This window comes from Nocardiopsis oceani (assembly GCF_054777395.1).
Window position 1 is genome coordinate 1 of record NZ_BAAHAR010000085.1, and the last position, 16,316, is coordinate 16,316.

The window sequence follows — 16,316 nt, forward strand, 5'->3', positions numbered from 1 at the left end:
GACACCGACCCCCGCCCAGAAGCACCCGGGGCCAGTGAACCCCCTCCCTGGAGGCAAACTCGGCGCCCACAATGACTCCAACAGGGGGGCTCACCACGCCCCACCCCACACCCGACCGCGCCACCGATCCCCAACTGACCAGGCCACCACCGAGCCGCCAGACCGGTGGGACGCGCCCGACCACCCGCCCGGCCTGCTCGGGCCCTTCGTCGCCGACCGGCCACTAGATTGCGACGCGCCTGCCGACACAACCAGACCCACGGGAAGGAACCCGGCCGACCACGGCCGGGGCAGTACCCGGCCGAAGGCCGGGACCGCGCAGACCTCAACCACCCGGCCCCTCTTTCCCATAGCCGCCAACCCGCCGTCGCAGCGAAGCGGGTCAAGGTGGAGCGCCAATGACGCGCGAAGCGCTCGATGGCGACGACCTTGACGCGCGCAGCGGAGACGGCCACAATCGCGCGGCGGGAAAGGAGGGCACCCCAGCCCAAAGAGGACACCCGCACCCCCAACCAGGGACAACCACCGACGCAATCCCCACCCCCAGAGCAACCACCAACGCCCGAAGACAACGGTGTTGGACCGGAGGGACGGTCAGTACTCCGGAGGCGCGTACTCCAGACCCAAGAGGCCGGAGACCTCCCGCAGGCACTCCTCGAAGAGCGGCTCCACATCGGAGTAGGCGAAGTCCAACTGGCGCAGGACCTCCATACACAGCAACCCGTAGAGCCTGACCCAGATGGACAGGAACACGTGCGCCGCCTCCGGCGGAAGGACACCGTCGATCTGCTCCGAGTAGGAACGGAGCTGGTCCCGCAGAGACGGTTCCAAGTCGGCCAGGACGGGCACCGGGAAGGGTGCGCTCTCCCACAGGGCGACGAACTCACCGAGGAAGACCCGCTCGAACCCGCCCCCGGCCGCGCGCCGGGGTGATCCGGTCAGGTGCCCGCGCGACTCACGCAACGGCCGGGCGAAGGTCCACTCGAACTCGGCCGGGTGCGCCACGGCCCAGCCGCGCATCGCCCGGCACATCGCCCGCAGCCGAACACCGGCGTCCCGGTCGGCGTGCGCGTCGCGGGCCGCGACCGCCATCCCGGTCAGCTCCTCGTAGAAGTCGGCGGTCATCGCCTCGACCAGTTCGTCGTGTCCGGTGAAGTACCGGTACAGCGCCGGGCCGCTCAGCCCCATCTCCCGGGCCACCGCGTTCACCGTGACCGCCGATGTGCCCCGGTCCACGAGCAGTCGGCGAGCGGTCGTCCGGGCCTCGGCCAGGGTGGCCGCCCGGAGCCGCTCCCGCCGGGTCTGCGCGGTCATCGCCCCTCCTCCACCGGCTGGTTCGCCGTCGAGCTTAGCCTGCCCCGCGCTGCCCACTGTTCGAATGTCGGCACGCACTCGGCCGTCCTGGTCGCGGCATCCGGACGCCCCGGTTAGCCCAAGAGGCGCGCCCTAGTCGTGGAGGAGCTCGGCGGCGCGGCGGCCGGGATACCGGCCCTCCGCCGCGGCTTCGATGGTCCACGGGGTGCGTTCGACGTAGGCGACGACGAATGCCACGAGCAGCGATCCGCCCGCGACCACCACGTAGGACAGGGTCCAGCCGCCGGTGAGTTCGCCGAAGAGGCCGAACAGAAACGGCCCCCCGAGCGCGATGCCGCTGCCCGCGCCCTGGACGAAGCCGGACAGGGCGGCGGCCCCCTGCGGGGTGGCGCTCCGGGCGTTGATCATGGTCATGGTGACCACGAACAGGCTGGTGCCCAGGCCGAGGAAGAACACCCACAGCGGGGCGAGTTGAGGGGCCACGGCAACACCGAGGTACCCGACCGAGTAGCCGACCAGTCCGAGGGCCACGATCGGGAAGGTGTTGGCCGCGCGCAGGGTGACCGCGGGCGCGACCAGGCCGAACAGCAGGCTGGCGCCGACCATCAGCGAGACCATGCTCCCGGCCATGGCGGGGCTGTGCCCCGCGTCGCTGAGCAGGGCGGGCAGCCAGGTGAACATCGTGAAAACGTTCCAGGTGACCATGCCGAACAGCAGGGCCATCCGCCAGGCCATACCCACCCGCCAGATCGGACGGGCCAGCGCGGCGCCGCCCTTGGGAAGCGCTGCTCTCGGGGCGCCGGGGCTCCGCCACTGGATCGTCCACAGCACGGCCGCGGCCAGCGCGATGAGGAACCAGGAGCCCAGGGCGACGCGCCATCCGGCGGCCTCGGCCAGGGGGACCGCGACCAGGGGAGGGAAGAGGGCACCGACGTGGATCGCGACCATCTGGACGGTACTGAGCGCGGCGAGCCGGTCCGGGAAGTACTGCTTGATGAGGGGCGGCAGCACGACGTTGCCCAGGGCAGCGCCCGTGAGCGCGACCCCGGTGAGCACCAGCAGGGTGCCGGTGTCCGGCGCGAAGGCGCGCAGGAACTGGCCCACGGCGGTGAGGAACATGCTGAGGGCCGCCGTGGCCTCGGGGCCCAGACGGCGCATGATCGCGGGGGTGACCAGGCCGAAGACCGCGAAGGCGACCAGCGGCAGAGTGCCGAAGACGCCGACGACGGTGGCGGCGAACCCGAACGCTTCCCCCACCGTGGTCAGCAGCGGGGACAGGGAGGTGACGACGAGACGCAGGTTGAGCGCCGCGCAGACGATGGCGACCAGGGCCAGGATGCGGCCCCGTAGTTCCGGACGCACCGACGGTTGGTCGGTGACGGCCATTACAGAGGAAGGTCTCATGGTGACGGACGTCCCTTTGTTTTGCCTTGGTGCGACGCTGCACCTGAGCGGGGCCGACCGGCGGGCGACAGTGCCTGCCAGAGGAAGGATCTCTTCTTGGCGCGCCAAATACGACCTTTTCACTCAAATGTTAATCATGCTCCGGAGCCAAACACAACTTCCCGTATTAAATACGGGTAAACTCTGTCCATGGCTGATCTCGACGAACTAGATACGGCGATCCTGGCCGAACTGCAGTCAGACGCACGAAAAACCAACCGGGATGTGGCCGCGGCGGTGGGCGCATCGCCCACGACGACGCTGGACCGGACCCGCGCACTGCGAGAAAAGGGTGTGATTCGCGGCTCACTACTGGACGTGGACCTCGAACGCATCGGCCGCCCGGTACAGGCGCTCATCACGGTGAGCGTCGTGAAACCCTCACGTCACAACATCGAGGCCTTCCGCGACTGGGTCCGCGCCCTACCGGACACCCTGTCGGTCTTCGTGACCTCAGGGAATGAGGACTTCCTCGTCCACGTGGCGCTACCGGACAACAACAGCCTCTACGCCTTCGTCGTGGACAAGCTGACCGAGCGCCCCGAAGTCGCCGACGTACGCGCCTCGATCGTCTACGAGCACCTGCGCAACAACCAGATCGACCCGGCCAACACCCACCACCACTGACCTCAGCCCCCACGCGTCGCCACACGTTCCCGGTGCAGCGTGTGGCGGTGAAGCACAGGGGGCGGGAGCGCATGGAAACAGAGGGGGCACTAGCCTTGCGGGGACTTCTTCCCCTAGGCGAGACATCCAGTGACCACACCTATTGTTGTCGCGGTCCTGATCGCGGCGCTGCTCCACGCAGCGTGGAACGCGATCGCGCACGCGATCACGGACCGACTACTCGGCTTCGCGTTGATCGGGCTCGGCGGCATGCTCGCGACCGCGCCGCTGCTGTTCGTGGTCGGGATGCCCCCGCGCGAGGCCTGGCCGCTCCTCCTCGGGTCCCTCGTCACGCACCTGCTGTACCTCACCCTGTTGATGCTGTCCTACCGGACCGGCGACTTCGGGCAGGTCTACCCGCTGGCGCGCGGCACTGCCCCGTGGGTGGTCGCGGTCATCGGCGTGGTCCTGCTCGGGGAGAGGCTTCCGCTGTCAGAGCTCGCCGGGGTCCTGGTGATCTCGGGCGGCCTGATGGTGCTGGTGTTCGCAGGCGGCCTGCCCCGGCGCCAGCACCTGCCCGCGCTCCTGGCCGCCTTCGCGACCGGGCTGGCCATCGCGTCGTACACCGTGGTGGACGCCTACGGCGTGCGCCTCACCCAGGACCCGGTCGGCTACATCACCTGGATCATGATGCTCCAGGGTCCCGTGTTCTTCCTGGTCGCGGTGGCCACTCGGCGACGGAAGCTGGTCGAACAGCTCCGACCGATCTGGAAGGTCGGCCTGATCGGCGGCGCGGTCAGTGCGGGCGCCTACGGCCTGGTCCTGTGGGCGCAGCTGTCGGGCGCGGTCGCGGGGATCGCGGCGCTGCGGGAGACCAGCATCGTCTTCGCGGCGGTGATCGGTCTGCTGTTCTTCCGGGAGCGCTTCGGACCGGTCCGGATCATCGCGTCGGCCGTCGTCGTGACCGGTGTCCTGCTCCTGGCCCTCTGACCCCGCCACGGCCGGGTGGACCCGCCGGACCCAATTGAGTACACGTACTCAGCAACCAGCCCCCGCCGCCGGGGGTCCCAACGGGTATGCAGACGAAAAAGCGTTTCTCCGGCCCCGTTTCCCTCATCGCGACCCTCGGCGCAGGCCTGATGCTGACCGGCTGCGGCCTGGTGCCCATCGGCCTGGCCAACACCGAGGGTCCCCAGGACAACGAAAGCGTCGAGACCCCCGTGGCCGACCCCCCGACCGATAACACCTCGGAGGGGCCGGACCCGGTCGAATCCGAGTCTGCTGCCCCTGGCAGCGAACCCCAGTGGCTGCCCGCCAGCGGCACCGAGTGGACGAACAGCTACGACCCCGACAGCAACATGCACCAGGCCATGCTGGACGGTACCGGCTGCGACATCATCCTCCGCCAGGAGTCCGGGGCCGAGCAGGCACAGCAGAGCGGGCAGGAGCCCATGGACACCGTCGACCGGTTCTTCGACTCCGTCGCCGAGCAGGAGGGGACCCCGATGGTCGAAGAGAGCACCGATCCGTACGAGGTCATGGCGGAGTCGGGGGAGATGTACGAGTTCGAGACCAGGAAGGTCTCGTTCGACACCCCCGAGTTCAACCGCACCCTGCGGACCGGTACGCAGTGGATCGGCGATTCCGAACTCATCATCAGCTCCTCCTGCCCCACCGACGAGTGGGACGACGCGCAACTGTCGATGGCCTTCTTCCTCACGGCGACCTCGATCGACCAGGCCTGACCAAGGCTGATCCCGCCCTCCTTCGCCCAACCGCGTCCAACCGCGCCCGGCCGCACCCCGGATCCATGTGCTCGACATTCCCGTGCCCCGGCCCAGAACGAGGCTCGGGTCCGGCATAGAGTGGCCGATGTGACTGGAACCTCACCACTGTCCGGGGTCGACGAGAGCGCCGAGATCCGCCAGATCTGGCGCTCACTCGGCCTTCCGGGTCTCGTGGACGTGCACACGCACTTCATGCCCGACAAGGTTCTGCGCAAAGTCTGGGCCTACTTCGACTCCGTCGGGGAGGGCGTCTGGCCCATCAACTACCGGGTGGACCAGGACGAGCGCGTCGACCTGCTGAGGCGGTTCGGGGTCCGGTACTTCACCGCGCTCTCCTACCCGCACCGGCCCGACATGGCCACCTGGCTCAACCACTGGGCCGCCGACTTCGCCGACCAGCACCCCGACTCGCTGCGCAGCGCCACCTTCTACCCCGAACCCGCCGCCAAGGACTACGTGGCCGAAGCCATCGGCTCGGGCACACGGATCTTCAAGGCCCACCTCCAGGTCGGGGCCTACGACCCCCGCGACCCCCTGCTCGCCGATGTCTGGGGGGCCCTGGCCGACTCCGGGACCCCCGTGGTGGTGCACTGCGCCTCGGGCCCGGTTCCGGGCGAGTTCACCGGTCCCGAACCCTTCGCCGAGGTACTCCGCGCCCACCCGGACCTGACCGCGGTGATCGCCCACGCGGGCCTACCCGAGTACACGGCCTTCCTGGACCTGGTCGAACGGCACGACCGCGTCCACCTGGACACCACCATGGCGTTCACACCCTTCGTCGAGAGCCAGTCCCCCTTCCCCCGCTCCGAGCTCCCCCGCCTCCGGGAGTTCGGACACCGGGTCCTCTTGGGTACCGACTTTCCGAACATCCCCTACGCGTACGTCCAGCAGCTCCGGTCCCTTGCCGACCTGGACCTGGGCGACGAATGGCTGAGGGGCGTACTGCACGACAACGCCGCCGGGCTGTTCGGTGTGTGACGTCCGCGCACCATGCTCCGCGCCGGGTAGCGCACAGCGCACCGCACCGGGTACCGAGCCGCACAGAGAGACCAGACCGAAGAAGCACCACAGAGAGAGGCCACCATGGAACTCGCCCTGACCCCCCTGGAGTTCGCCCGTCGCACCCGCAGGCTGCACCCGCACCGCGAGGCCGTGGTCGACAGGGAGTTCCGGCTGACCTATGAGCAGTTCTTCGACCGCTGCGACCGCTGGTCGTCAGCGCTCCAGGGCATGGGGGTGGCGAAGGGCGACCGGGTCGCCTACATCGCCCCCAACACCCACGCCCAGCTCGAGTCGTTCTACGCCGTCCCCCAGCTGGGCGCGGTCCTCGTGCCGGTCAACTTCCGTCTGACCGCCGACGACTTCGTCTACATCGTCAACCACTCCGGCGCCAAGGTGCTGTGCGTGCACGCCGACCAGCTCGACGCCGTCGACAGCGTGCGCGACCAGATGCCGGAGGTGGAGCGGTTCATCGCGCTGGAGGGCGCCCGGCCCGGCTGGGAGGACTACGGGTCCCTGGTCGCCGCGGCCTCCCCCGACTACGAACGCCCGGAGATCTCCGAAACCGACCTCCTGACCATCAACTACACCTCGGGGACGACCGCGCGTCCCAAGGGTGTGATGATCAGCCACCGCAACGCGTACATGAACTCGGTGGGCACCCTGCTGCACCTGCGGATCGGGCTGGGCGAGAAGTACCTGTGGACACTGCCGATGTTCCACGCCAACGGGTGGACCTACACCTGGACGGTCACGGCAGCCGGAGGCACGCACGTGTGCCTGCCCGCCATGGACCCGGCGAAGGTGTTCGAACTCATCCGCGCGGAGAAGGTCACCTGGCTGTGCGCGGCGCCCACGGTACTGATCATGCTCTCCAACACTCCCGCCGAGGTCCGCGGCACGGTCCCGCCCGGCGTGCATGTGGTCACCGCCGGCGCCTCACCCGCGGCCGAGACCATCGAGCGGCTGGAAGGGGACTTCGGCTGGACCGTCACCCACGTGTACGGGCTCACCGAGACCACCCCGTTCATCACCGTCTGCGAGCCGCTGCCCGAGCACCGGGAGCTGTCCGCGCGCGAACGCGGCGCCGTCAAGGCCCGCCAAGGCGTCGAACTCATCACCTCCGGTGAGCTGCGCGTGGTCGACGACGAGGGCGCCGAGGTGCCCAAGGACGGGGAGACGGTCGGCCAGATCACCGTGCGCGGAAACGTCGTGATGCAGGGCTACTACAACGACCCCGAAGCCACTGAGAAGGCGATGGGCGACGGCTGGTTCCGCACCGGCGACGCCGCAGTCACCCACCCGGACGGCTACGTGGAGATCCAGGACCGCCTCAAGGACGTGATCATCTCGGGTGGGGAGAACATCTCCTCGGTCGAGGTCGAGGGGGTCCTCCTGCGCCACCCGGACGTTCTGGAAGTGGCGATCGTGGGTGTCCCGCACGAGCGCTGGGGCGAGACCCCGCGCGCCTCCGTGGTGCTGAAGGAGGGTGCCTCGGTGACGGAGGAGGAGATCATCGCCTTCGCCCGAGACAACCTCGCGCACTTCAAGGCGCCCACCCAGGTGGAGTTCGTGGAGCAGCTGCCCAAAACCGCCACCGGCAAGATCCAGAAGTTCGTGCTGCGCGGCGGAGCCTCCGCCGTCACCAGGCAGTAGGACGCACGGGGCGCTGGCGCGGGGCGAACAGGACTGGTGCGCGCGTTCAGATCCCGGCGTGGAAGGTCCCCAGCTCGCGGTTGAAGGCTTCGGGCGCCTGGGTATTGGCCTCGTGTCCGGCACCGGGGACGATCCGCAGCTCGGCGTCGGGGATGGCCGCGGCCAACCTGCGGGCCGCGGGGAGGTTGGCCCGGTCCCGCGCCCCGCACAGAACCAGTGTGCGCGCGGTGATCGCGGCCAACTCGGGCCGGAAGTCGATCCGGGACACCTCACGCAGGACGGAGAGCATGCCCGCCTTGGTCATGCCCGGGGGCGCCGCCATCCGCTCCGGCATCAGCCCGAGGACGGCGTTCTGGAGTCTCATCAGCGCGGGGGAGGGGCGGTCCTGCCCGCCGCTCAGTACCAGCGAGGCACAGCGCTCCGGGTGGTCGACCGCGAAGCGGGTCGCGACCATCGCTCCCAACGACAGGCCGCAGACGTGCGCCCGGTCGATCCCCTCCTCGTCAAGCAGGGCGACGACGCCGCCGGCGGAGCCGCCCAGCGTGAACGGGCCGGTCGAGCCGGTGAGTCCGGGCAGCGGCGGGGCGAGGCCGACCGTACCGTCAGGCAGCGCGGCGATCTGGGCGCGCCAGCACTCGGGGCCGACCCCGATTCCGTGGAGGAACACGACGGTCCGCGCGGCGCGGCCGTCGGCGCCTGAGCCGTCCATCCGCTCCCTCCCGGGGGTGAGGAGGTGGTGTGGTGGGACCGATACTAGAGCGTGGCCGCGCCGACGGGGGCGCACTGCCCGGGCCCCGGGCGGAGCGGCCCGCCTGAGTGCCGGACCCGAGCGGCCTACCCCGGATCCGGGGTGAGCAGGACGAACCCGGCGGAGAGGGGGTCGGCCCCCACGGCCATCCGGCCCACTCCGGGCGCGTCCTCGGGCCCCATGTACACCTGTCCGCCACCGGCCTCCAACTCGGCGACGGCCGCGTCGCAGTCGGCGACGTGGAACACCGGGTGCCAGTCACCCCGGCCACCGGTCTGCGGCAACTGCTCGGGATCCATGCCCATGATCCCGCCGAAGTACCGGTCGTCCCCCAGCCCGGCCGGGCAGATCGTCGAGTAGACACCCCCGCCCCCGGGCAGCTCGACGTCTTCGAACTCCCAACTGAACAGGCCCTCGTAGAAGTCCTTGGCCCCCTGTCGGGAGGGCGTCCACAGTTCGGCCCACATGAGGGTGTTCGGCTCGTCCGCGCGCTCCATACCCGCCATGGTGTAGGCCTCCCAGAGTGAGACCGCTCCGCCCTGCGGGTCCGCCAGAGTGGCCATACGTCCCAGGTCCATGACGTCCATGGGTTCGACGAGGACGGTGCCCCCGAGCTCTCGGGCGCGCTGGACCGAGGCGTCCACGTCGAGGGTGTTGAAGTAGACGGACCAGGCTATGGGATCGTCCACCGCCATCTTCGGGCCGAGGCCACCGATCAGCTCCCCTTCGGACTTCAGCAGCATGTACCCGCCGGTTTCGGGCCCGGCCGACACCGCCTCCCAGCCGAAAACCTTCGCGTAGAACCCGACCGCAGCGTCCACGTCTGAGGTGGTGAGCTCGATCCAGCACGGCGAACCGATGACGTAGTCAGTAGTGATCATGGTGCCTCCCCTGGCGACTCCACACGAGTGTGCTCCGCATCACCGACATTCCGGGGATCGCTCCGGCAAAAACTCGATAATCCTCGCTCCGGCCGCCGCCGACCGCCCCGGAGCAGCAGATCCCGGCCAGATCGACGGCCAGGCCAGGACAGCACGGAACCGGACGGTTCAGCCCGGGCCGGTCGCGGGGTCGAGAAGGACGAACGCCGCGGAGAAGGGGTCGGAGCACACCGCCATCCGGCCCACGCCACGCGCGTTCTGAGGCCCCATGTGCACGTGGCCGCCGGCCTCCTTGACCGTGTAGGCGGACAGGTCGCAATCGGTCACCTGGAACACCGGGTGCCAGTCCGCCCCGCCATCGGTCTGGGGCAGCTGTGTCGGCTCCATCTCCATCAGACCGCCGCAATACCGGTCGTCCCCCAGCCCAGCCGGACGGAACATCGAGTAGACACCTTCGCCCCCGGACAGTTCGACATCGCTGAACTCCCAGCCGAACAGGCCGGCGTAGAAATCCTTGGCCCCCTGTGCTGAGGACGTCCAGAGCTCCATCCAGCAGAGGCTGTTCGGCCGGTCAGTGGCCTGGAGGCTGGAGAAGCTCCCCGGCTGCCAGAGCGCGATCCAGCCGCCCTGCGGATCGGTCACGTGGGCCAGCCGCCCCAGCTCGAACACGTCCGTCGGCTGCACCTCGACCCTTCCGCCCAGGTCGTGCGCACGTACGACGGCGGCGTCGAGATCGGGGACCCAGAAGAACGGTGTCCATTCAGGGAGCTCGTCTTCGTCGAAGAGCGTGCCGACCCCGGCCGCGAACGCCCCGTCCGACACCATGACCTGGTAGTTGCCGGTCCGGGCACCCCCGGACACGGGCACCCAGTCGAACACGTTTCCGTAGAAGTCGAGCGCGGCCCCGACATCCGAAGCCCCCAGTTCGAGCCAGCAGGGTGACCCAGTGACGAAGTCCGTCGTGATCATGTCGCCTCCCAATCGCCATCCTCCTTCGAGTCTGGATCCCACCACCGGAACCGAGAGGGAGCGTCGCGGCAAAGTCTCGACATTGACTCCCCGCGCGCCCGGTGCGGCGGTTGCGGGATGATCCGGTGACGGAACCGAAAGCATCCGACGAAGGGACCCGCCGTGATCGGGCACCTCCACCATGTGGGACCGGTGATCATCGACATCGTGATGGCGGTCGACAACCTTCCCGTGCAGGGCGGCGGCACGTTCGCCAGCTCCGCCCGCACCCTGCCGGGCGGCGGATTCAACGTGATCGCCGCCGCGGCCCGCGCCGGTTCGGACGTGGTCTACGGAGGGGCGCACGGGACCGGACCCCACGGCGACCTCGTCCGGGCCGCACTGCGCGCCGAAGGCGTGGGAGTCGTGCACCCGCCCAGACCCGAGGACACCGGTTTCTGCGTGGCCCTGGTCGACACCACCGCCGAACGGACCTTCGTCACCCGCTTGGGCGCCGAGATGGACCTGCCTTTGGAAGATCTGCGCACCCTGCGCCCAAGCACCGGGGACTCCGTCTACACGGTGGGCTACTCGCTCCTGCCGGGCACGCGCGCCGACCAACTGGTCACCTGGATCCGCGAACTCCCGCCCGAGGTGCGGCTGGTCCTGGACCCCGCGCCGGTCGTGGGCGACATCCCCGACGCAACCCTCGCCTCGGTCATGGCCCGCGTCGACGTCCTGAGTCTCAGCGCGGCCGAGGCCGCCACCGTCACCGGCGCCGGGGAACCCGAGCACGCAGCCGCGCTCCTGACCGGACGGATCCGCCCGACCGGGGTGGTCGTCCTCCGCGACTCCGCCAAGGGCTGCGTGGTGGCCACCACCGATTCCGCGCCCCAACGGGTTCCGGGTTTCGCCGTGGACGCGGTCGACACCAACGGCGCGGGCGATACCCACGTGGGAGTCTTCACCACGGCCCTGGCATCGGGCCTGCCCATCCTGGAGGCCGCCCGGCGGGCCAACGCGGCCTCCGCGATCGCCGTCACCCGCCGCGGCCCGGCCACATCACCCACTGCGGAGGAGCTGGAGGCCTTTCTCGAGGAGCGTGGCTGACCACCGTTGCCGCCGCCCCACCGTCCATTGCGCGCGGAAGCTTTCTTCGTGAGCGCCCGGAAAACGTGTGGACCGGCCGAGTTCCGGCGCGGGAGGATCCCGGCATGGACACGTGCTCAGAGTGCGGAGCGCACAGCGCCACGCCGTGCGCGGAACTGTTCCACCGGCTGCTGGCCCTGGACCACTCCCGGCAGGAGCCGTGGGGCCCGCTACACGGGGCGGCCGTCGCCTGTTACCTCCTCCAGCACCCGTCCCTGCTGCCCCAAGGCGGGCACGTCGTTCCGTTGGAGCTCCTGCGCACCCACGTCGAGGACGGGGCCGCAGCCGCCCGAAGGCTGACCGAACGCTCCCGCCGCGCCAACTCCCACCGGGTCCGCGGCCGGGAGCGGTCCGCTCCCGATTCCCTCCCGGAAGCCCCCGCGGGGTTCACGTTCACCATCGCCGGGGCCTCCGAGGACGGCGGGTTCCCCGCCGAGGGCCATCCCGAGCGCGTCCGCGCCTGGGCGGAGAGCACCTTGGCCGCTTGGCGCAACTGACCTCCAGCGCGGCGACGTGTCGGCACCGGCCATCCGTGGTTCCACCGGTTCTCCTCCGCGCGGGGAAAGCGGGCCCGGGAACTCCTTGTGGCGCAGAGTGACCCGACTTAGCATTCCCGCAACACCGGGCTACCCCAGAGGTGAACGTGCGGATACCCCCCAGATCCCCCCTTCGTTTCGGCGCGGCCCTGCTCGGGTCGACCGTCGCCCTCGGCCTACTCGGAGCGTTGCCGGCCCACGCCGAACCCGTGGACGGTCCGGCCGCCACCGTCTCCGGGCCGCTCCCAGCCACCGCCGACTCCTACCCCTTCATGTCAGCAGACGGCCCCGAAATCCCTCCGATCGATGAGGGCGACCCGATCGAGGTCGACCTCGACGCGTACGACTACGTCGAGGAGGAGTTCCTCCTCGAGGGCACCGCCGAACACCCCGACGCCGGAACCACCCCCTACCTCACCCGGATGGTCGTCCGCCGTCCGGCACAGGCCGACGACTTCAGCGGCAGCACCTTCCTGGAGTGGAACAACGTCAGCTTCGGCCACGACATCGAGATCGACTGGTTCCTGTCCCACGACTACTTCATGGATGAGGGACACGTCTGGGTGGGGCTCTCCGCCCAGCGGGTCGGGGTCGACGCCCTCCGCTCCTGGGACCCCGACCGCTACGGTGACCTGACCGTAGGGGGTGCGGAACTGCTCGACGCCCCCGCGTTCGACATCTACTCCCAGACCGCGAGGGCTCTCCGCTCACCGCTGGGTGTCGACCCGCTGCCCGGCTTCGACGTCGGCACGATCATCGCCACCGGGCACTCCCAGTCGGCCCGTTACCTGTCCGAGTACCACAACCGGTTCCACCCCCACCACGAGGCAGTCGACGCTTTCATGATCCACGGTGCCCCCACGGCGCTGGACGAGAGCGCCACACCGGTCATGCGGCTCATGGCGGAGACCGACGTCCGGGCCAGGGCCGAGAGCCAGGAGCCTGACTCGGAGCACTTCCGTCGCTGGGAGGTCGCCGGGACCGCCCACGTCGGCCACACCGAGTACCTCACCTTCGCCCCACTCATCGCCCGGGAGAACCCGGCGACCGAACCGCAGCAGTGCGACCTGCCCCCGTTCAGCCAGGTTCCGTTCCACTACGTGCTGAACGCGGCCTACGACCACACCATCGACTGGATCGAGGACGGTACCGCACCGCCGGTGGCACCGCGCCTGGAGTGGGACGACGCCACGACGGCCAGCCGTGACGAGCACGACAACCAACTCGGCGGGATCAGGCTGGTGGAACACGAGGTCGCCACCGCGCTCAACCACGGCGACAACACCGGCGACCCGTTCTGTGTCCTGCTGGGTGCCCACGTCCCCTTCGAGGACGAGACCCTGCGGGAGCTGTACCCGCGCCGGGGAGGGTACGCCGCCCAGGTGCTCGAGACCGTGAACGAGGCTCAGCACGAGGGCTACATCCGGCCCGAGGACGCGCACGAGTCCCGCACCACCGCGTTGGAGACCCACTTCCCCTGGTGGTAGCCCGTACAGTCGCTTGGTCGTGCCCCCGGGAGAGGACTTCCGGGGGCACAGCCAACCGGAGTTGGGGGAACTTCCGTCACCGTGGTGTCTGCCGCGAGGCCGCGGGATCCGCTCCTACTCGGGGAACTCCTGCGCGCCGTGGTTCGGGCCCGTCCCGCGGCCCAGGGACGCCGACCTCAGGCGCGCGGTCCCGGTCATCGCCTATTTCTCGGCCATGTCGAAGCCATCAGTGCTTGAATTGCACGAACAGGCGGCCCAAGCACTTTGGTTCGTGCACTTTCGGAAGGCTGATCTCAGGGCGCTGGGGCTCACACCGTGACCAGGTGGACATCATCAACACCGATCGCGTCCACATAGGCGGCGATGTCCCCGGGGTCGCTCGTGAACACCACGGCACTGCGGTGTTTCGCGGCGGTCCAGGCGACGAGAGCGTCCACCGCGTCCGGGCGCTTCTTCCCGGGAAGTGCTGCCACGCCCAACATCGCACCAATGCGTCGCCAGTCGGTGACGTCCGGAGCGCAAGCGCACGCCAGGCACTCCGGCTGCCCCGCGTTCGTGGGCCGCAGCGCAGCAGGAGACGACCTGGCTTGGGGCACCGTGCACTCCTTCAGAGCCGCACTCATGGAGTACATGGTCGCTGGGTCCGGACGCCACACTTGGGCCAGGACGGGGCCGGGAACCACCGGCCGGTGCGGGGATCGCCCAAGACCTTGATGCATCCGCACCGCTTTGGCCTTGCGCGCGGCCAGAGCTATGAGCATCCCCGTGTCGTAGACGGGCACACGAGGACTCATGCCACCTCGCCCCGGCTTTGGGGCCGGGGTTCCCCAGAGCCGTAGACAAGACGCATCGCCTCGTCCACTTCACGGCTCTCACCCGCACTCAGAGAGCCACCATCAGCCTCATCGAGGGGCTCGTGATGCTCGGCTCGCTCTTCGGCGTCAGCGATCAGCGCGTCGACGTCCGCGAACTCCGCCTCGGCCAGATCGGCATCGGCCATCTGCCGGATCGCGGCGTTGACGAAGTAGGACGACACGTCCATCCCCGCCCGGTCCGCGTGTGACCTGACGCGCTCGGCCTCGTCCGGATCAAGACTGATACTGATTCTGACCTTTGCCATACCAAGATCGTAATACGGGTATTACGGCATGTCCAGCAAACGCCGAGCCATAAGAGCCACGACCGTGCCCGCTTCAGTGACGAAAATGGACCCACAGGCGACCAAAGTTTTTGGAATCTTTCTCGACCCGGTGGTAGCGCGCCTTCACGTCCTTGCGGTCGAGGAAGCGCAGCACCCGCTTCTTCAACTGGCCGGAGCCCTTGCCCGGGATGATCTCCACGGTCTTGGCCTTCTTCTGCTCGGCCTCGTCCATGATGTCGTTCAGGGCCTGGTCGATACTCCGCCCCTTGTTGAAGATGTCGTGTAGATCGAGCTTGAGCCGCACTCTTTCCTCCTCATCCGGTTGTCCGGATGATACGCGCAGCGCCCACAGCAGCCCCAGTGCGGTGAGCGCCACGAGCGCCCCCGCGGCGGCGAGGGTGAGCGCATCGGGGGCGATCACGGGCTAGCCGCGCAGGGCCTGCCACACGGTGAGCACGGTCAGCCCCGTGTACGCAGCGCCGACAACGGCCACGAAGCGGCGGCGCGTGTCGTCGTGGCGCAGACGGGGCAGCCGGTTCGAGAGGGCGACCAGCGCCAGGACGAGCAGGACCATGACCTAGAGTCCGTGGATGCCGACGAAGTGGCCGACCCGCAGGTCGCCGCCGACGGCACTCCAACCCACCAGGGGAAGCCCGGGCCCCGTCCGCCAGGCCGACCGTGTGCGCGCCGACGACGCCCGGAGCGCCTTCGGGGAACTCGTCGGTCTGGGCGGGGGCGGCTATCCCCGCCCTGAAGGACGGGGTCTGCACCGCCCAAAACCAGATCACGGCCCTTTCGGCCACGGCCACCGCGGCGATGACCGTGCCGAGCCACCAGGCCAAGCGCCGCCAGCTGGTGACCAGCGACAGCAGCCAGGCGAGGGTGACGTTGTAGATGACGAGGGAGAGTGCGAACTTGGCCGGCTTCAGCCAGGCCGCCTCACCGTTGATGACGCGGTCGTCGACGGCGGCACCGGCGACGCTCATGGCGAGGAGGAGGGCACAGAGGCAGGCGGTCGCCATGAGTGGGCGGTGCCAGTCGTAGGCGGCCCGGAAGGATAACATGAGAACTCTTCGCATGGATACATTCACTATCCATTACGGATAACTCAACTATCCATAAAGTGCACGGCGGAAGCAAGGGGCATCCGCAAGCGAAGGGACGGCATGCGCATATCGGAACTGAGCGAGCACTCAGGGGTCTCCGTACCCACCATCAAGTACTACGTACGGGAGGGGCTCCTCCACCGGGGCGAACTCACCAGCCCCAACCAGGCCCGCTACGACGAGAGCCACCTGCGGCGGCTGCGGCTCGTGGGGGCCCTCACCGAGGTCGGGGGCCTGCCCGTCGCGACCGCCCGAACACTGCTGGCCGCCATCGACTCGGGCGACACCTCACCCCACCGCCTGATGGACCACACCCTCAAGAGCATCTACGCCAATGACGCCGTCGACCGGCCCGACCCATCCGACACCGATCTGAGCACCGTCGACGCCCTAGATGATTGAGTCCGATGTCTTCAGTGGTCGTAGGCGATCAGGGACCGCTTGACGGGGGCGTTGGTCTCCCAGTTGTGCCAGATCGCCGCGGCCATGGCCAGCAGGCGCTGTGCGGTACGGGC

The 16,316-nt window shown here is 69.2% G+C and carries 18 protein-coding genes and 1 pseudogene; 9 read left to right on the forward strand and 10 right to left on the reverse strand.

The genetic code is table 11. The features are described from left to right. Positions 1-594: 594 nt before the first annotated feature. Positions 595-1,314: a TetR/AcrR family transcriptional regulator gene (locus ACYVDG_RS31625; RefSeq protein WP_460763357.1), complete on the reverse strand. Its 720-nt coding sequence runs from the start codon at positions 1,312-1,314 to the stop codon at positions 595-597. 132 nt (positions 1,315-1,446) lie between these two features. Next, a complete protein-coding gene (locus tag ACYVDG_RS31630; protein ID WP_460763360.1) occupies positions 1,447-2,718 on the reverse strand; it encodes an MFS transporter in 1,272 nt (423 codons plus the stop codon). A 189-nt stretch (positions 2,719-2,907) separates the two neighbouring features. Here ACYVDG_RS31630 and ACYVDG_RS31635 point away from each other — a divergent pair, with 189 nt between their 5' ends. From ACYVDG_RS31635 to ACYVDG_RS31655, 5 genes are all read left to right on the forward strand, one after another. Then, positions 2,908-3,384 (forward strand): Lrp/AsnC family transcriptional regulator, encoded by a 477-nt coding sequence (locus tag ACYVDG_RS31635; RefSeq protein ID WP_460763364.1) that lies wholly within the window; start codon positions 2,908-2,910, stop codon positions 3,382-3,384. A gap of 129 nt (positions 3,385-3,513) precedes the next feature. Beyond that, positions 3,514-4,353, forward strand: a complete 840-nt coding sequence (locus tag ACYVDG_RS31640) for an EamA family transporter (RefSeq protein ID WP_460763369.1) — start codon at positions 3,514-3,516, stop codon at positions 4,351-4,353. 86 nt (positions 4,354-4,439) lie between these two features. After that, positions 4,440-5,108, forward strand: a complete 669-nt coding sequence (locus ACYVDG_RS31645; protein WP_460763372.1) for a hypothetical protein — start codon at positions 4,440-4,442, stop codon at positions 5,106-5,108. Positions 5,109-5,237: 129 nt separating this feature from the next. Further along, a complete protein-coding gene (locus tag ACYVDG_RS31650; RefSeq protein ID WP_460763376.1) occupies positions 5,238-6,128 on the forward strand; it encodes an amidohydrolase family protein in 891 nt (296 codons plus the stop codon). A 105-nt stretch (positions 6,129-6,233) separates the two neighbouring features. Beyond that, entirely contained in the window at positions 6,234-7,805 is a 1,572-nt protein-coding gene (locus ACYVDG_RS31655) for a long-chain-fatty-acid--CoA ligase (RefSeq protein WP_460763381.1), read from the forward strand. Between the two features lie 46 nt (positions 7,806-7,851). On the opposite strand, the gene ACYVDG_RS31660 is transcribed toward ACYVDG_RS31655, so the two are convergent. From ACYVDG_RS31660 to ACYVDG_RS31670, 3 genes are all read right to left on the reverse strand, one after another. Further along, positions 7,852-8,514, reverse strand: coding sequence for an alpha/beta fold hydrolase (locus ACYVDG_RS31660; protein ID WP_460763385.1), 663 nt, complete (start codon positions 8,512-8,514; stop codon positions 7,852-7,854). A 125-nt stretch (positions 8,515-8,639) separates the two neighbouring features. Further along, positions 8,640-9,434, reverse strand: coding sequence for a VOC family protein (locus ACYVDG_RS31665; protein ID WP_460763390.1), 795 nt, complete (start codon positions 9,432-9,434; stop codon positions 8,640-8,642). Positions 9,435-9,602: 168 nt separating this feature from the next. After that, positions 9,603-10,403 (reverse strand): VOC family protein, encoded by an 801-nt coding sequence (locus ACYVDG_RS31670; RefSeq protein WP_460763394.1) that lies wholly within the window; start codon positions 10,401-10,403, stop codon positions 9,603-9,605. Positions 10,404-10,565: 162 nt separating this feature from the next. Between ACYVDG_RS31670 and ACYVDG_RS31675 the strand changes: the two genes are divergently transcribed. From ACYVDG_RS31675 to ACYVDG_RS31685, 3 genes are all read left to right on the forward strand, one after another. Next, positions 10,566-11,492: a PfkB family carbohydrate kinase gene (locus tag ACYVDG_RS31675; protein ID WP_460763399.1), complete on the forward strand. Its 927-nt coding sequence runs from the start codon at positions 10,566-10,568 to the stop codon at positions 11,490-11,492. A gap of 104 nt (positions 11,493-11,596) precedes the next feature. Then, positions 11,597-12,028: a DUF5946 family protein gene (locus ACYVDG_RS31680; protein ID WP_460763404.1), complete on the forward strand. Its 432-nt coding sequence runs from the start codon at positions 11,597-11,599 to the stop codon at positions 12,026-12,028. A gap of 146 nt (positions 12,029-12,174) precedes the next feature. Next, positions 12,175-13,554, forward strand: a complete 1,380-nt coding sequence (locus tag ACYVDG_RS31685) for an alpha/beta hydrolase domain-containing protein (RefSeq protein WP_460763408.1) — start codon at positions 12,175-12,177, stop codon at positions 13,552-13,554. A gap of 308 nt (positions 13,555-13,862) precedes the next feature. Here the strand turns inward: ACYVDG_RS31685 and ACYVDG_RS31690 are convergent, their stop codons facing one another. From ACYVDG_RS31690 to ACYVDG_RS31705, 4 genes are all read right to left on the reverse strand, one after another. After that, positions 13,863-14,348 (reverse strand): hypothetical protein, encoded by a 486-nt coding sequence (locus ACYVDG_RS31690; RefSeq protein WP_460763414.1) that lies wholly within the window; start codon positions 14,346-14,348, stop codon positions 13,863-13,865. After that, complete coding sequence (locus ACYVDG_RS31695) at positions 14,345-14,674, reverse strand: plasmid mobilization protein (protein ID WP_460763417.1); 330 nt, start codon at positions 14,672-14,674, stop codon at positions 14,345-14,347. The genes ACYVDG_RS31690 and ACYVDG_RS31695 overlap by 4 nt, the downstream gene beginning before the upstream one ends. A gap of 73 nt (positions 14,675-14,747) precedes the next feature. Next, on the reverse strand, positions 14,748-14,999 hold the full coding sequence (locus ACYVDG_RS31700; RefSeq protein ID WP_460763428.1) for a Smr/MutS family protein: 252 nt from the start codon (positions 14,997-14,999) through the stop codon (positions 14,748-14,750). A 120-nt stretch (positions 15,000-15,119) separates the two neighbouring features. Continuing rightward, positions 15,120-15,269, reverse strand: a complete 150-nt coding sequence (locus ACYVDG_RS31705) for a hypothetical protein (RefSeq protein ID WP_460763420.1) — start codon at positions 15,267-15,269, stop codon at positions 15,120-15,122. A 592-nt stretch (positions 15,270-15,861) separates the two neighbouring features. Between ACYVDG_RS31705 and ACYVDG_RS31710 the strand changes: the two genes are divergently transcribed. Then, positions 15,862-16,203 carry a MerR family transcriptional regulator gene (locus ACYVDG_RS31710; protein WP_460763423.1) on the forward strand — a complete coding sequence of 114 codons (342 nt, stop codon included), beginning with the start codon at positions 15,862-15,864 and terminating at the stop codon, positions 16,201-16,203. An 11-nt stretch (positions 16,204-16,214) separates the two neighbouring features. Here the strand turns inward: ACYVDG_RS31710 and ACYVDG_RS31715 are convergent. Then, a pseudogene (locus ACYVDG_RS31715) lies at positions 16,215-16,316 on the reverse strand (IS982 family transposase); the annotation flags it as partial.

What these genes read in the sequence shown, in the direction of transcription:
- ACYVDG_RS31625 (WP_460763357.1), bottom strand. Translation starts at nt 1,314, where the DNA reads ATGACCGCGCAGACCCGGCGGGAGCGGCTCCGGGCGGCCACCCTGGCC.
- ACYVDG_RS31630 (WP_460763360.1), bottom strand. Translation starts at nt 2,718, where the DNA reads ATGAGACCTTCCTCTGTAATGGCCGTCACCGACCAACCGTCGGTGCGT.
- ACYVDG_RS31635 (WP_460763364.1), top strand. Translation starts at nt 2,908, where the DNA reads ATGGCTGATCTCGACGAACTAGATACGGCGATCCTGGCCGAACTGCAG.
- ACYVDG_RS31645 (WP_460763372.1), top strand. Translation starts at nt 4,440, where the DNA reads ATGCAGACGAAAAAGCGTTTCTCCGGCCCCGTTTCCCTCATCGCGACC.
- ACYVDG_RS31655 (WP_460763381.1), top strand. Translation starts at nt 6,234, where the DNA reads ATGGAACTCGCCCTGACCCCCCTGGAGTTCGCCCGTCGCACCCGCAGG.
- ACYVDG_RS31660 (WP_460763385.1), bottom strand. Translation starts at nt 8,514, where the DNA reads ATGGACGGCTCAGGCGCCGACGGCCGCGCCGCGCGGACCGTCGTGTTC.
- ACYVDG_RS31665 (WP_460763390.1), bottom strand. Translation starts at nt 9,434, where the DNA reads ATGATCACTACTGACTACGTCATCGGTTCGCCGTGCTGGATCGAGCTC.
- ACYVDG_RS31670 (WP_460763394.1), bottom strand. Translation starts at nt 10,403, where the DNA reads ATGATCACGACGGACTTCGTCACTGGGTCACCCTGCTGGCTCGAACTG.
- ACYVDG_RS31680 (WP_460763404.1), top strand. Translation starts at nt 11,597, where the DNA reads ATGGACACGTGCTCAGAGTGCGGAGCGCACAGCGCCACGCCGTGCGCG.
- ACYVDG_RS31690 (WP_460763414.1), bottom strand. Translation starts at nt 14,348, where the DNA reads ATGAGTCCTCGTGTGCCCGTCTACGACACGGGGATGCTCATAGCTCTG.
- ACYVDG_RS31695 (WP_460763417.1), bottom strand. Translation starts at nt 14,674, where the DNA reads ATGGCAAAGGTCAGAATCAGTATCAGTCTTGATCCGGACGAGGCCGAG.
- ACYVDG_RS31705 (WP_460763420.1), bottom strand. Translation starts at nt 15,269, where the DNA reads ATGGTCCTGCTCGTCCTGGCGCTGGTCGCCCTCTCGAACCGGCTGCCC.
- ACYVDG_RS31710 (WP_460763423.1), top strand. Translation starts at nt 15,862, where the DNA reads ATGCGCATATCGGAACTGAGCGAGCACTCAGGGGTCTCCGTACCCACC.